Source organism: Pontibaca salina (genome assembly GCF_016307205.1).
Taxonomy (GTDB): Bacteria; Pseudomonadota; Alphaproteobacteria; order Rhodobacterales; family Rhodobacteraceae; genus Pontibaca; species Pontibaca salina.
In genome coordinates, this window is record NZ_JAEIJD010000005.1 from 1 (window position 1) to 13,643 (window position 13,643).

Sequence of the window (13,643 nt, forward strand, 5' to 3'; positions counted from 1 at the left end):
ATGATTTCAATCTCAGACATAAGCATGTGCTTAAGGCTATCCTTAAGCCTCCTTGGTCAGGCCAAGGTGTCCGGTCGAAACGGGGGCCAGTTCAATGGGACAGACGGGACGGAGAAGAAGCGATGATTGTAGGGTATGCACGGACCTCGACCTTGGTACAGACCGCAGGGCTTGAGGCACAGGAGCGCGACCTTGCCGCCGCAGGATGTGAAAAGGTTTTCGTGGAACGGGTATCGTCGGTGGACGTGAAGGCCCGTGAGAAGCTGACAGAGGCGCTTGAGTTTGTCCGTGAAGGGGACACGCTCGTGGTCACCAAGTTGGACCGTCTGGCCCGATCAGTGGCCCACCTGCTGGAAATCCTCGACACACTCACCGCCAAAGGGGCAAGCCTTCGCATTCTTTCAATGGGCATCGACACGGGCACCGCTACGGGCAAGCTAATGCTGACCCTGCTAGGTGGCGTTGCAGAGTTTGAACGGGAAATCATGCTGGAGAGACAGCGTGAGGGCATCGCCAAGGCCAAGGCTCAGGGGAAGTACAAAGGCAGAGCGCCGACGGCACGGGCCAAGGCTCAGGAGGTCTTGAAGCTGCACCGAGAGGGCATCGGCGGCACCGAGATCGCCCAGCGCGTGGGCATTGGTCGATCCAGCGTCTATCGGATATTACAGGACAATTAAGCGGCAACGGATACTCTATCCCCAGCTTAGCCATATAAATAAGGGGGTCGGGAGGAAGGTGTGCCTAAAGGTGTGCCCAAGTGGTCCGTTCAGGGCCTTGATCTATTCTTTTGTGCATAAATGTCACACCCCACCGCAATCTCACCCCTGATCTATCTTTTTGCTTGTTGCGAATGAGTTGCAAGTAGCTGTTGCTGCATCTGATGCCTCCACAAGTGTTGCATAAAGGTCACTGTACGTCCTTCTATCTGTTTTATTTTGCTGACGTAGACGCAGCGCAAGCGAGTGCTGGGTAAGGCGCAAGACCTACACGTATCCGATCAATGTAGCATTGCGCATTCCCTCAAGCGCACCGTTCATCGCCGCTGCGCGGCTGAGCGCCGGTGGCTGGCTACCACGGAATAAGCGTGGGAGTGGACGCGACTACCTGAGAATAAGTCAGGGAGTGGGCGCGACTACCTGTAAAAAGTACAGGGTATCCTTCCCGGCGGCATACCTAAGTTGGTTCGACCCACGTAGCTCTGCGGCCACCAATAATTCTTGTGGCCTTCTCCGTGGCCTCCTCGGGTACTCCCTTGTACCGGATATAGGGGAAGCTGCTTCTCATGGGCGTCCGATGCTTGTGGGTAAATTATACTCACAAGTCTCCCATTATTCGTGTCAGACCTCGCCAACGTCCGTTCGGCGGATGCTGCTCTGCGCTTCCCCTTCATTTTTTGAAGAAGAAGTCCGGCCTCGACCCCCTATCGGTGAGGCGGTGTGTGTATTTTTCTCACACACCCCACGGCCCCTCTCTGAATATTTTTCAGACTTCTCTCGCTGGTAATCATTTTCGTATTACCAAGTTCGGCTGCGTTCAGCCTGTACAGCCCCGATAGACCCCACCAGCCGCGCCTAGCGGCGCTTAGAGACCTACCTCCAAATTCGCCTACCCCCCTACATGAAACCCAGAAGGCGCTCTACGGCCCCCTCACGGCCTCTCGGGATGGGCGTACTGTAGGAATAATATAATAATGTTCCATTTTCACACACATCCACGAAGAACAGAAGAAGAAAGAACACCACATGACAGACAATACAATCCACTCAGTAAGCGTTGGCGATATGTCCGCCGAGGAACTCGCCCACCTGCAAGCCCAGCTTGACGGGCCGAGCAACCCCAACGCCCAGCGCAACAGAGGCTTCCAGCCCCACGCAATGCCAGCGACACGACAGGAAGTGACGATCAGCAACGGTCAATTCACCAATCCAGTCAACGTAAGCAAATCCACAAGCCCAGCGCACATCACCGCCACCGTCCCGACCATCAACCCCGGCATGATCCACATTCCCGGCTTTGGTGAAACAACCGTTGAAGCTGCAAAGGCTGGGGGATTCCTTCCACAATCGTTCAAGGCGGGCGATCCAAGCCCTTTTGACGTACCCGCTCAGGCTCTCTCGTCCACCTCAGCGGGCAATGATGCGACGAACTCCAACGAAGTCGATCAGAATGACGATGAAAAGGGGGAGAACGGGGAGAAAGAGGCCCTCAGCGACGCAGAGCGCATCGTCAGCAAGGCCGGGGAGGTCCTCGACAGCATTGACCAAGCCCACGGCGCAGAGGTCACCGATCAGCACATGAACGACGCCGTTGAAGCGGGGGACTATGATGCGGACAATCTGCCCGAAGGCGTCACCCCGGCGATGGCTGAACAGGTCATGCAGGGCTACATCGCCCAAGCAGACAACACCCTGAGCGAAGTCGGGTCGTCTGTATCTGCATTGCAGGAAACCTTGACGGACGACGAATTGCGACAGGCACGACGTGCGACATTGGACAAGAACACCGACGAACTCCAGCGTCTGGGGAAGCTGTCAATTGACCGCCTTGTGTCTATGCCTGAACGGGACCCCGAGGGTTTCCTTGAGTTGCTGGACGGTATGTCGTCAGAGGATCGGGCATTGCTTGTTCAGGACAAGAAGTCCGGCGAGTGGCGCTTGAAGTCCGCTCCGGGTCAGCCGGAGGTCAGCTTCGGGGCAGCCGTGCGGATCGGGTTCATCAAGCTGTAGTAATCCCCACTCCTGACGCCAGTCAGAGACCAACAATCAACGTTAAGCAAGGCCCTCAAGTCACTGATTTGGGGGTCTTTTCTATTTGCAAAGAGAGAGATAAGATAGCCATGACCACCAAGAAAAGAACCTTCAAACCAAGGACATGCGTAGAGTGTGCAGAGGAGTATACACCGACCGGGACAACGCAGAAATACTGCGGGGAATGCCGTGAGGACGCCCGCCGGGACCGTCAGCGGCTCATTCAGCAAGCGCACCGCGAGGCCCGTGCGGACATACCGCTAAGCCCCTACAAGATACACCTTGCGCAAGTCCGTGAACAGATACGCCTCAACCGCGAGAAACAAGAGGCGCGGCGCGCGGCGGGGCAGGAGTGATGAGCACTGCGTTGGGAGATCCCGTCTATCGCATCGTGGCTCACCGCATCCCGTGGTCAGACCACCGCACCCGAACAAACCGTGCTGGGCTGCGCCTCAAGTGGCGTTCGACAGACGAAACGGGCACCGATGAACTCCACCCCGCGTCAGAGTATCCCTTCCAAGACGCTTGCGCCGTATTGCTGCTTGATCGGGGCATGGACGGGGCAACGAAAGTCACCCTACGGCACAGCGACAAGCCTTATGACAGTTTCCTGCCGATGCGCCTTGAGGATGCAGCCCGTCCGGGTGTCCGTCGGCGTACGGAGAGCGCGAGACTGCGCGAGTATTGGGCGGCACGTCGCAGGAAGGCAGAGGCGGCGCAATGAGCGACTTGTACAGGCTCCTGAACACCTTCCCGGTCAACGTTCAGGGCAAGGGTCAAGTGGCCCCCAAGGGTTACGTCTCGCCGGAGCGTCAGGCCAACATGGATCGCCAGACGGGACACGGCGCAGAGCATGACCTTCCCTCCTGCGGCGATCAGCCGCCAACACCAGCAGAGACAGCCAAAGCGACCAAGACCTTGGACCCCGATGATTGGCGGGAGGGGTAGCAGTGCGAAGGGTACGTGAAAAATAGACACCCTTGGCCGTGGGGCCTCATTTCAGGGCAACACCGACGCCTCCACAGGCGCTTAATAAACTATGTTCAACAGACGTTATTCCCGATGCAGGGGGGTCCAGAAGCTGGACACCCTTACGTCCGAACAATCTCCACAACAAAATGTGAACTGCATAAGCAGAGAAAGAGAAGAGAAGAACTATGACCACGAGTAGCGTCGAAATCATCACCACCACCACCCCACCCCAAACCATGACCTCCGAAACACCGTTCGGGTCACTCCGCTCGGTCACCATTGACGGGAAAGTCTGGTTTGTCGCTGCCGACGTGTGCAGGACCCTTGGCATCCAGAACACCGCAGACGCCCTGAGTAACATAGATAGAACCGATGTTAATGAAATCAGACTTCAACGGCGAGGGCGTCCGAACAAACTGGTCAGCGAAAGCGGCCTTTATGATCTGGTCTTGCAGTCCCGTAAGAAAACCGCACGGGCATTCCGCCGACACCTGACCTCCGAGGTAATCCCGTCCCTCCACAAGCACGGCGTCTATGTCGTTGGGCAGGAGAACATGACCGATGCGGAACTGCGCCAAGCGGTCAATACCCGTGGCGAACGCCTTGTCGAAGGCACACGGGCGCAGCGTCACCAGCAATACGCCCAAGAGATAGCCCGTATTGAGGAGGAAGGGCGGAAGGCTACGTCGTGGGAACGCCACCTAGCAAAGAAGCCCTAAGCAGCGCCGTTCAGCGCCCTGTTCATGGCCCGTGCGGTCGCCTTCAACCGCGCCTGTCCGCCCCCGTAAGTCCTGTCACCTATTCCCTCCAACGCATGACCAAGGATCAAATCTTGCTCGATCTGCGCCACCTCGGCCAGCCTGAGCCGATCCTTCATATTGTGTCGGAGGGAGTGGACGACGTGCTTGGGGTCCTTGGTCACGCGTCTTATGTGCTTCATAAGCGCCGCAGAGGCCGCGTCCGCCCCCCTTTCAGCCCCATATTTAGGGAACAGCAAGAGACCACCCGCAGCCCCGTGAACAGCTTCTCTTGCCGCTTCCAGTGCATCCCCGATCAGTGGAACGCTGCGCTCTGAGGCGTCGGTCTTGATCCGCCGATCATCGTGCCAAGTAATCCTGATGTGTGGCAGGTCGCTTGTCACGTCCACGTCCTCCACCCTCAACCCCGTCACCTCCGACAATCGGCATCCGGTGCCTTCAAGCAGCCTCCATATCCACGGCAGGGGCTGACGGGCTGACCCTATGACACGCTCGCGGGCTGCCTTGAGGATTGCTGGGGGCAATGGGTCGCGCTTACTTATTGCCGCAGAGGACTTACCACGCACGACCTTCACGGACAGCTTATTGAACGGGTTCTGAAAGGTGCCGGGAAGGGGAAACTCGGTGGCGGCAAAGTTAATGACCGCCCGCAGCCCGTTCAGATCCCTTGTGACCGACGCGGGGCTAATCCTCTCCCCGTCGCTCTTGAGCCGATCAAGCATATGGTCACGCACGTTGCGGGCATCGTCACGGGTCAGATCGACCAGCACAGGGTCCACCCCGCCCAGCGCGTCACGAACCATGCCCACGATTCTCAACAACCGGACAGCGGCCCGGCGACGGTCCTCGTGAGACTCACCGCCGAGGTGTTCCCGCATGTAAAGCAGACGGGCATCTTCAAGGGTCCACTCTGGCACTGCTACAGGGGCGTGCTCCCCAGCGTTCCTCAGCGCATTGATCGTATGCCGATCTACCGCAGTTGCCCCGACGGGGTCCTGTGTCTCAGGGTCACGCGGGTACTGACTGGCAATGCCTTCAACAGCAGCGTCACGGTGCATCCACGGGGTTCCCGCAGGTGCCAACGAAGCGGCCCGTTCCTGTGCGACCTCATACGCCCGCCGCTCTGTCAGCAAACCCCGATCAGCGGCACGGCCCTGCCCTTCGCTGTGTAAGGCTTTGGCTATCGCTTGCTCTACGTACGCATGAAAGCGGGGATATGCAGCTAGCGCCTCACGCTCACTATTCCCCAGCTTCCCCTTGAACTCCGTCTTTGCGATCACCTCAGCGACCGCTTTGGGAACCCTCCGGCGATAGTGCCAGCTTCCCGAGTCTGTCCGTTTCGCGTACTTCAAAACAAGCCTCATTGTGTACCCCGTGTGTACCGTAATGTGTACCGGACGGGACGCAAGAGTGCTTAATGCGTTGATATATCGACACTTTCCATAGGAAAATGGTGCCCAGGAGAGGCACCAACCCATTGTTTTTGCCTGTTTTTATTTGTCCGCCTTTGCCTTTATCCCCCTAAGAACAAAGGTGGAGTTGCCCTAAGTTGTCTTGTCCTGTCCGCCCCTATCCACTAGCTTAGGGTGGATATTTAGGGGGATAGAGAATGCGGGCGAAAAACAGGCTTTCATCGCAATTCCTTAAAACTGCGCCAGTGGGCAAACATTGCGACGGGGCGGGGCTGTGGTTCGTGAAGCGCGCAGATGGTGGGGCGCAATGGGTACAGCGTGTGACTGTTCACGGGCGCAGGCGTGAGATGGGGCTGGGCGGCTTTCCGGCGTTATCTCTGGCCGAAGCCCGCAAACGGGCTGACCACTGGCGCAAGATGGCAGCGACTGGCCGTGACCCCATCAAGGAACGCGAGGCTGAACAACGCGCTGCACGGCGGGAAGATATATCTCTGGCGATATTGACCGCTGACGCATTTGAGGCACGAAAAGCCGAGTTGAAAGGAGATGGCGCGGCGGGCCGTTGGCTGTCACCTCTTAACATTCATGTTTTGCCTCAGCTGGGCCGCGTGCCGGTAACGGACCTCGACCAGCGCGATATTCGCGATACGCTTGCACCCATCTGGCATACTAAGGCTGACACCGCACGCAAAGCGATGAATCGGCTTTCCATCGTGCTGCGCCATGCGGCGGCGCTGGGTTTGGATGTGGACTTGCAGGCAACCGAAAAAGCCAAGGCACTCTTGGGTAAATCGCGGCATGTGCCAAAGAACATTCCAGCGATGGCGTGGGCCGATGTGCCAACCTTTTATGCAAGCCTTGAAGAACCAACCCTGACGCACCTTGCCTTGCGCCTACTAATCCTAACAGGTGTGCGCTCGACCCCGTTGCGCAATATCCGACTTGACGAGATTGAAGGCGACGTGTGGACCGTGCCAGCCGAAGCCATGAAGGGCCGCAAAGGCGCGACCGAAGCCTTCCGCGTGCCGCTGTGCAGTGAAGCCCAGCGCATTATCGACCTTGCGCGCCCGCACGCCCGCAACGGCTTCCTGTTTCCGAATACGCGCGGCGGCGTGATTAGCGACATGACGCTTTCACGGCATATGGAGCGGCGCGGGCTGGAAGCGCGCCCGCACGGCTTCCGCACAAGTCTGCGCACATGGCTGGCCGAAGCGACCGACGCGCCGCACGAAGTGGCAGAGGCGATGCTGGCGCATGTGGTGGATGGTGGCGTGGTGCGTGCCTATCGAAGAACTGATTACCTCGAACAGCGCGCGAAGCTAATGGAGCGCTGGGCCGACCATGTGACCGGCGGCGCTGGGCAGGTGATTAAGCTGGCGGGGGCAGGCTAATGGCGCGCGACACAAAAAGCGCAATCGGGACCATCCCCGTTGCGACACCTGCGACACCTGCGACACCTGCGACATTAGCCGCAAATGAATGGGGACTCCCGAACTGGAAGGATGCAGCGGATTACGGGAATGTTGAGAACTGGACGTTCATGCGCTGGCGGTGGGAGTTCTATAGACGCAGGGATGAGCTAAGGGCGGCTTTTACTAGGGCAGAAGCAGACGATAAGAATTTTTTTGGAGAAGATGATTTCCGATACAATGACAGACCTGCGAAGGGCAAGCCCGGGTACTTTGTGTATGTGAGCAGAAGCCGCGCAGCGCATGAATATTTAGGATTTTACTGGAAGCTTCCCGATCCATCTGTTTCGGATCATCCGGAAGAATTAATAGATGCCCGACTGCCAACAGGTTTCGCTGAAGATTATTGGGAGAAAAACTCGTTTAGCCTCAGCACAGCAGACATTGTGCGACTGTATGCAAAAAACTTAAGCGAACAAGACGAAAATGATTTGGAAAAGCACTACGGAAGAACGGTGCCCATGCCCTCTGGCCCAGAGCGTGCCATAATTAGCTTTGACCTAGCTATGCCCCTTGGAGGTCAGATTGAACGCGCCAAACATTTCTTAAAGAAGGTGCAGTATATGCACATGGGTCGCAGTATACCATCGAAGCGGCGGCATCCAGTTAAATGGCTGGGATACTTGCGGACCCTAGATGCTAGAGAGGCAGGAGCGACTTGGGCTGAAATTTCAGTTTTGCACCCTAATACGGCACAAACCGAACAGACCGCACGCGACATTTGGGAAGCAGCAAACGCCTTGCGATTTAACTTTTGATTTTCTTTCGCAATAACTAAGCAAAACGCTCTGGGGCATCATCGCACTATCCAAGTCACAAAAGGATGGATGCGATATGCAATATCTTACTTTAACCGAACTTCGCGCCAAGCTGGGCAACCGCTCACGCAGCGCAATCTATGCCGACTTGGCAGCGGGCCGCTTGCCCCAGCCTATCAAGCTGGGCGGGCGCATTTACTGGCCTGAAGCTGAGATTGACGCCCATCTGCGCAATCTTCGCGGGGAGGCGGCGTAACAATGGCGGAAATGGAAAACCCCGGCGCGCTGGCGGGCGCAACCGGGGCGGAAAAGCCTATCCATGCGACGGCGGAAGGCATCCAGAATATAGCACGGAAGTTGCGCGGGGGCACGCCCTATTCCATCACGTCCAGCGCGGGCGACCCGTTCCGCATCGTGGTTGCGGGGCGCGACCGTTGGGCGCTTGAGCAATTGCGCCGGGCCGGGGCGCGGGGCTGCACGCCTATTCACAACCCTGCGCCGCGTTGGAGTGCTTATGTGTTCAACCTTCGCGGCATGGGTGTTGAAATCGAAACCATCACCGAACCGCATGGCGGCGATTTTCCGGGGCATCATGCGCGCTATGTGCTGCGCTGTGGAGTTGCACCCGACTGGCAGGGGGTGTGGTCATGAACCGGCTGCAAATTGCCTTCCTGATGCGCGTGCATGGCCTGACTGAAGCGCAGGCGAACGCCTTGGCCGTGTTGATTTGGGGGGCCGCGCAATGATGGATGCAAAGCACCTGACGCGCGACCTTCGCGGCAAATGGTATCGCAGTTACGGGGCAGCACCTTGCCCCGTTTGTCAGAATGAAGGCCGCAAAGGGCAAAACGCGTTGACGCTGGCCGATGGCAACGGCGGGCGACTCTTGCTGAACTGCAAGAAAAGCGGCTGCACATTTGGCGATATACTGGCGGCGGCGGGTATCTCGCCCGGCAACTATACGCCCCCAGACCCGGCGACCATCGCCCAGCGCAAAGCGGAACAGCACAAGGACGCGATGAAGCGCGCCGCTCACGCGCAAAGGCTCTGGCAGGAAGCGCAGCCCATCGCGGGCACGCTGGCCGAAACCTATCTTCGGGGGCGGGGTATCACCTGCCCCCTACCCGGCACGCTACGCTTTCAAAGCTCTTGCTGGCATGGGCCGACCGCAAAACGGCTTCCGGCGCTGGTGGCGTTGGTGGATGGCGGCGGCGGTTTTGCGGTGCATCGCACCTATCTGCGTGCCGATGGCCGTAAGGCGGCTGTGAAACCCGCCAAGGCAATGTTGGGGGCTGTGCAGGGCGGCGCTGTGCGACTCACTGGCGCGCCGGGGCCGTTGGTGGTGGCGGAGGGCATCGAGACTGCATTGAGCCTTGCCAGCGGCTTGCTGCGCACGCCTGCGACGGTATGGGCGGCGCTATCCACATCAGGCGTCCGTGGGCTGCGCCTTCCCGCCGATTCGCACCGGCTGACCATCGCGCCGGATGGCGATGCACCTGGGCGGGATGCGGCGCACGCATTAGCCGAACGCGCGCACGCGCTGGGCTGGCAGGTATCGCTTTTGCCTGCGCCGGATGGCCGCGACTGGAACGACATTCTAACCTTGAAAGGGGATGCAGCATGAACGCCCCCAATCCCATTCCGTTCAATCCTGAAGGGCCGCAACCGCTGTTACGTGAAATCCCGGCGGGCGCAGCCTATCCTGTGGCAGCACTCGGGCCGCTGCGCGCCCCCGTGGAGGCGGTGCAAGGGATGACGCAAGCGCCGGTAGCAATCCCAGCGGCTTCGGCGCTGGCGGTGGCATCGCTGGCGGTTCAAGGCTTTGCCGATGTGGAAACGCTCGGCGGCTTTGCACCTGTTTCGCTTTACCTCCTGACCATCGCGCAATCTGGCGAACGCAAGTCCAGTTGCGACAAGCCGCTTTTGAACGGCTTGCGTGAATATGAGCGTGAACAAAGCGAAATATATTCAGCCGCCTTCAAGGCATGGGCGACCGCTACTGAACTGCATGATGCGAAGAAAAAGGGCGCGCTACGCGATGCGGCAAGCGCCAAGCCTGACAAGAGAGCGGCAGCCGAAGCCGATTTGGCGGCGCTGGGCGATGCGCCGGAAGCGCCGATATTGCCAGACCGGACGGCAAGCGAACCGACGCTGGAAGGCTTGTTTCGCGCCTTCCTGCAAGGGCAGCCCAGCCTTGGTTTGTTCTCGGATGAAGCCGGGCAGTTTCTTGGCGGCCATGCGATGAACGCCGACAACCGCATGAAAACCCTTGGCGGCTTGAACAGCCTTTGGGATGGCTCGGAAATCAAGCGCACGCGGGCGGGTGATGGCGTCTTCACGTTGCGGGGGCGACGGATGGCGCTACACCTGATGGCGCAACCTGTTGTCATGCACGGCTTTATATCTGACCCTCTGGCCAGCGGCTTGGGGTTCCTGCCTCGCTGTCTAATCTGCGAACCTGCATCCAGTATCGGACAACGGCTTTCTGCAAATACGCGCCGAGATGATGCAGCGCTTAGTATTTTTGCGGCGCGGCTGAAATCCATCTTGGCGCGCACTATGCCAACTTGGGATGATGGCCGCACTCTAAAGCCGGAAAGCCTGACGCTATCGCCCAGCGCACGGGCGCTTTTGGTGGCTTTCTCAGATACGATTGAAGCGGCACAAGCCCCTAGTGGTGCGCTATCCCATATCACCGGCACCGCCTCAAAGGTTGCTGAACAGGCGGCGCGCATCGCGGGCGTTCTGACGCTCTGGACCGATTTGGAAGCCCATGAAGTGCAACCTGATGTGATGGCTGACGCCATCACGCTTGCGCAGTTTTATCTATCCGAAGCTTCACGCCTTGCCAGCGCGGCAACGGTATCGGTTGAAATCGACCGGGCCGAAGCCTTGCGTAAGTGGCTGTTAGAGAACTGGACGGAACCCGAAGTGCTGGTGCGCGACGTGGTGCGACTCGGGCCGAACCCGCTGCGCGAAAGCCCAAAGGCTCGGGCCGCGCTCGGTATCCTTGAAAGGCATGGGTGGCTGGCACCGATCGACCCCGGAACTATTGTGCGCGGGGCGGCCCGGGCCGAAAGCTGGCGCATCGTGAAAGGCGCAGCCCATGTGGTTTGATGCGCAAAAGGCGCTGGCTGAAATCGAAGGGGGCGACTTGCCCCTTTCAGGCCCCGCATTACCGGCGGCGCAGCCCCCGGCAATCTGCCCCCGTGTCGCAGTTGTCGCAAGTGTCGCAGCGCCCCTAGTCCGAAAACAGAAAAACGAAAGCCCGGCGTGCGGCGATATGCAGACCTATGAGGCCTTCCTGCATGGGCGCTCGACCGCTGGGCGTCCCCTGACATGGACGGGGCGCATTGTGTCGCTGGATGAGTGGCGGCGGCTAACGGCATGGGAACGGGATGGGCCGCGCGGGCGGCTCTGGAATGGCATCACGAAACAATGGGAAAGCTCGGAAGGAAAATCGAATGACTAAACCCCCAGCAAAGGCTGCAAAGCAGAAACCAGAAGTGGCAAAGCGCACGCCCCCATCTTTGAAGGCTCGGGAGGATGAAAACAACAGACTGGAAATTGATATAGACGGCGACTTTGACCGGATATCAAACGAAGTCACAAGCAAGTCTGTCGCGCTTGGCTTGATAGGGCAAATTGTTAGTCTCGGTTCATGGAGCAAGCGACTGGATGAACAGGCGGCTAACTTTTCCATAGGCTTTCTGGATGCGATGCAGCCAAAAGACGCCGCCGAAGCGCTTTTGTTGACCCAAATGGCCGCTACCCATCAAGCGGCGATGATGATGGCGCAAAAGCTAAACCATATCAGCACTATCCAGCAACAGGATGCAGCCGAACGCGCCATGAACAAGCTAACGCGAAGCTTCACGGCTCAAATGGATACGCTGAAGCGCTATCGCAGCAAGGGGCAACAGACTGTGCGTGTTGAGCGTGTAACGGTGGAACCCGGCGCGCAGGCTGTTGTTGGTAACGTCCATCATGGGGGGAGGGGTAACAATGAAACCTGACGCTTACCCCATGCACTGTGCCCCTAGATGCACCGCGAACTCAAAAAGAACCGGCTTGCCGTGTAAAAGCCCAGCGGTGCGCGGCTGGGCGGTATGCCGAATGCACGGTGCCCGCGGAGGCGCAAAGCCCGGCACTGCGCATCCAAATTGGCAACACGGCGCGCGCAGCCGTGACGCGGCGGAACTGCGCGCTCTGGTGAATACTCTTGCTCGCGAAGGCCGGAAGGCCAGCTATCTTGTATCTTGACCTCGTAGCCCTTGAACTGGCAGCTTTAAGCTACCCGATGCAAATTATCGGCTTCAAATTATCGGTTTGTCGAGGCTGGGAGGGGCGGTGTATGATGATTGCACTAAACACGGTTATGCCATTCATAGGCATTGGTGCCGTTCTTTGGGCAGTATTCGCGCTGATATCTGCAATTTTCCCAGGTAATCGCAAGCGACGCCTCATTAGTTCGGGAATCTCCTTAAGCGTCTTTTTGGTTGCTATTGGTGCGTCTGACACCGTTGAGAGGATGGCGAAGCAAGAGGAACTGGACGTTGCAGGCGTTGAAAACGAAGAGCAACTTACCGCGCTTCGTGAGAATGAGGCTCGTGCAGCGGCGTTAAAAGTAGGTGCTTCTTATATGGAGCGCTTAGCAGAGCTAAGAGATATAGCTGATGCCACTACAGGTTTCGAAGTTTCCAGTGAGATGAACGATATCTGGCTTGCTGCAGAAATCTTTGAGCGAGGAGGCCAATTAATACAGGAGGGCGCGGGTTTAGACCTGGCCAGTGAACAAGAAGCGGCTCGTCAAGATTTTCGTGTCCACCTCAGTCAACAACAAGCGGAATTGTTTCCAAAAATTCGCGACGCCTATGGTCCGGCATTAAGACGGGAGTTATGGGAGGCAGATGGCTGGGCCAGGTCTCACGCCGCAGGCTTTAGAAGGCTTGAAGTCGTAAACCCTCTCTTTGCAGCCAATAGGAATATTGCTGATTTTCACAAGAAATCCAGAGAAACGTTCCTGCAGCTACGCTTCACCCGCATAGACTACAAGTGGTTCAGGCAAGCCTCCGAATACTCCTACATGTCTCTCGAACCTCCGGCTGACCATCAAGTCGGCTTCTGGAAAGGAGCTAAATTCATCCCAGTCGATTAGAGTCCGGCTAGAATCAAGACATTGGCTTGAAGCTCGGTGTAAATCCGCTGTGGATGGATGGAGCGGCTCTCAACGCTTCAACACGCTCCCTAGGGTGGATAATTAGGGGGATACGTCAAGTGCAGTTGCGGTTTTCTTTATATAAATCAATCAGTTACTGGATTTATATGGTGCCCAGGAGAGGAATCGAACCTCCACGGCCTTGCGGCCACTGGCACCTGAAGCCAGCGCGTCTACCAATTCCGCCACCTGGGCAGGTGTCGTTGAGCCGGGATCTAAAGCCAGCGACCGAGACTGTCAATCGTCAGATCGCTCTTTTTTCAAACTTCTTCTTTACAGCCAAAATCAGGGCAATCGCGGGGGTGGTGG

The 13,643-nt window shown here is 58.0% G+C and carries 15 protein-coding genes and 1 tRNA gene; 14 read left to right on the top strand and 2 right to left on the bottom strand.

Going from position 1 to position 13,643, the window contains the following annotated elements; genetic code table 11:
* Positions 1–122: 122 nt before the first annotated feature.
* From JAO82_RS07500 to JAO82_RS07520, 5 genes are all read left to right on the top strand, one after another.
* The gene (locus tag JAO82_RS07500; protein ID WP_198685762.1) at positions 123–677 is read left to right on the top strand and encodes a recombinase family protein; all 555 of its coding nucleotides are present in this window, start codon (positions 123–125) and stop codon (positions 675–677) included.
* Between the two features lie 1,065 nt (positions 678–1,742).
* Positions 1,743–2,726: a hypothetical protein gene (locus tag JAO82_RS07505; RefSeq protein WP_198685763.1), complete on the top strand. Its 984-nt coding sequence runs from the start codon at positions 1,743–1,745 to the stop codon at positions 2,724–2,726.
* A 376-nt stretch (positions 2,727–3,102) separates the two neighbouring features.
* Positions 3,103–3,471, top strand: coding sequence for a hypothetical protein (locus JAO82_RS07510; RefSeq protein ID WP_198685764.1), 369 nt, complete (start codon positions 3,103–3,105; stop codon positions 3,469–3,471).
* Positions 3,468–3,695 carry a hypothetical protein gene (locus tag JAO82_RS07515; protein WP_198685765.1) on the top strand — a complete coding sequence of 76 codons (228 nt, stop codon included), beginning with the start codon at positions 3,468–3,470 and terminating at the stop codon, positions 3,693–3,695. The genes JAO82_RS07510 and JAO82_RS07515 overlap by 4 nt, the downstream gene beginning before the upstream one ends.
* A 209-nt stretch (positions 3,696–3,904) precedes the next feature.
* Entirely contained in the window at positions 3,905–4,438 is a 534-nt protein-coding gene (locus tag JAO82_RS07520) for a BRO-N domain-containing protein (RefSeq protein WP_198685766.1), read from the top strand.
* On the opposite strand, the gene JAO82_RS07525 is transcribed toward JAO82_RS07520, so the two are convergent.
* Entirely contained in the window at positions 4,435–5,535 is a 1,101-nt protein-coding gene (locus tag JAO82_RS07525) for a tyrosine-type recombinase/integrase (protein ID WP_198685767.1), read from the bottom strand. The genes JAO82_RS07520 and JAO82_RS07525 overlap by 4 nt on opposite strands.
* A gap of 551 nt (positions 5,536–6,086) precedes the next feature.
* Between JAO82_RS07525 and JAO82_RS07530 the strand changes: the two genes are divergently transcribed.
* From JAO82_RS07530 to JAO82_RS07570, 9 genes are all read left to right on the top strand, one after another.
* The gene (locus JAO82_RS07530; protein WP_198685768.1) at positions 6,087–7,280 is read left to right on the top strand and encodes a tyrosine-type recombinase/integrase; all 1,194 of its coding nucleotides are present in this window, start codon (positions 6,087–6,089) and stop codon (positions 7,278–7,280) included.
* Entirely contained in the window at positions 7,280–8,116 is an 837-nt protein-coding gene (locus tag JAO82_RS07535) for a hypothetical protein (protein ID WP_198685769.1), read from the top strand. Before JAO82_RS07530 ends, JAO82_RS07535 begins: the two co-directional genes overlap by 1 nt.
* A 76-nt stretch (positions 8,117–8,192) precedes the next feature.
* Complete coding sequence (locus tag JAO82_RS07540; RefSeq protein ID WP_198685770.1) at positions 8,193–8,372, top strand: helix-turn-helix transcriptional regulator; 180 nt, start codon at positions 8,193–8,195, stop codon at positions 8,370–8,372.
* Between the two features lie 2 nt (positions 8,373–8,374).
* A complete protein-coding gene (locus JAO82_RS07545) occupies positions 8,375–8,767 on the top strand; it encodes a winged helix domain-containing protein (protein ID WP_232897289.1) in 393 nt (130 codons plus the stop codon).
* 91 nt (positions 8,768–8,858) lie between these two features.
* On the top strand, positions 8,859–9,740 hold the full coding sequence (locus tag JAO82_RS07550; protein WP_232897290.1) for a DUF7146 domain-containing protein: 882 nt from the start codon (positions 8,859–8,861) through the stop codon (positions 9,738–9,740).
* Entirely contained in the window at positions 9,737–11,233 is a 1,497-nt protein-coding gene (locus JAO82_RS07555; protein ID WP_198685771.1) for a YfjI family protein, read from the top strand. The genes JAO82_RS07550 and JAO82_RS07555 overlap by 4 nt, the downstream gene beginning before the upstream one ends.
* Positions 11,223–11,588, top strand: a complete 366-nt coding sequence (locus JAO82_RS07560) for a hypothetical protein (protein ID WP_198685772.1) — start codon at positions 11,223–11,225, stop codon at positions 11,586–11,588. The genes JAO82_RS07555 and JAO82_RS07560 overlap by 11 nt, the downstream gene beginning before the upstream one ends.
* The gene (locus tag JAO82_RS07565) at positions 11,581–12,132 is read left to right on the top strand and encodes a hypothetical protein (RefSeq protein WP_198685773.1); all 552 of its coding nucleotides are present in this window, start codon (positions 11,581–11,583) and stop codon (positions 12,130–12,132) included. Before JAO82_RS07560 ends, JAO82_RS07565 begins: the two co-directional genes overlap by 8 nt.
* A gap of 338 nt (positions 12,133–12,470) precedes the next feature.
* Entirely contained in the window at positions 12,471–13,274 is an 804-nt protein-coding gene (locus JAO82_RS07570) for a hypothetical protein (protein ID WP_198685774.1), read from the top strand.
* Positions 13,275–13,442: 168 nt separating this feature from the next.
* Here JAO82_RS07570 and JAO82_RS07575 read toward each other — a convergent pair.
* Positions 13,443–13,529 (bottom strand) — tRNA-Leu (locus JAO82_RS07575).
* Positions 13,530–13,643 lie beyond the last annotated feature (114 nt).

Coding starts and splice junctions, on each gene's coding strand:
- JAO82_RS07515 (WP_198685765.1), top strand. CDS start 3,468: ATGAGCGACTTGTACAGGCTCCTGAACACCTTCCCGGTCAACGTTCAG.
- JAO82_RS07525 (WP_198685767.1), bottom strand. CDS start 5,535: ATGCACCGTGACGCTGCTGTTGAAGGCATTGCCAGTCAGTACCCGCGT.
- JAO82_RS07560 (WP_198685772.1), top strand. CDS start 11,223: ATGTGGTTTGATGCGCAAAAGGCGCTGGCTGAAATCGAAGGGGGCGAC.
- JAO82_RS07555 (WP_198685771.1), top strand. CDS start 9,737: ATGAACGCCCCCAATCCCATTCCGTTCAATCCTGAAGGGCCGCAACCG.
- JAO82_RS07535 (WP_198685769.1), top strand. CDS start 7,280: ATGGCGCGCGACACAAAAAGCGCAATCGGGACCATCCCCGTTGCGACA.
- JAO82_RS07510 (WP_198685764.1), top strand. CDS start 3,103: ATGAGCACTGCGTTGGGAGATCCCGTCTATCGCATCGTGGCTCACCGC.
- JAO82_RS07565 (WP_198685773.1), top strand. CDS start 11,581: ATGACTAAACCCCCAGCAAAGGCTGCAAAGCAGAAACCAGAAGTGGCA.
- JAO82_RS07520 (WP_198685766.1), top strand. CDS start 3,905: ATGACCACGAGTAGCGTCGAAATCATCACCACCACCACCCCACCCCAA.
- JAO82_RS07540 (WP_198685770.1), top strand. CDS start 8,193: ATGCAATATCTTACTTTAACCGAACTTCGCGCCAAGCTGGGCAACCGC.
- JAO82_RS07545 (WP_232897289.1), top strand. CDS start 8,375: ATGGCGGAAATGGAAAACCCCGGCGCGCTGGCGGGCGCAACCGGGGCG.
- JAO82_RS07500 (WP_198685762.1), top strand. CDS start 123: ATGATTGTAGGGTATGCACGGACCTCGACCTTGGTACAGACCGCAGGG.
- JAO82_RS07570 (WP_198685774.1), top strand. CDS start 12,471: ATGATGATTGCACTAAACACGGTTATGCCATTCATAGGCATTGGTGCC.
- JAO82_RS07550 (WP_232897290.1), top strand. CDS start 8,859: ATGATGGATGCAAAGCACCTGACGCGCGACCTTCGCGGCAAATGGTAT.
- JAO82_RS07530 (WP_198685768.1), top strand. CDS start 6,087: ATGCGGGCGAAAAACAGGCTTTCATCGCAATTCCTTAAAACTGCGCCA.
- JAO82_RS07505 (WP_198685763.1), top strand. CDS start 1,743: ATGACAGACAATACAATCCACTCAGTAAGCGTTGGCGATATGTCCGCC.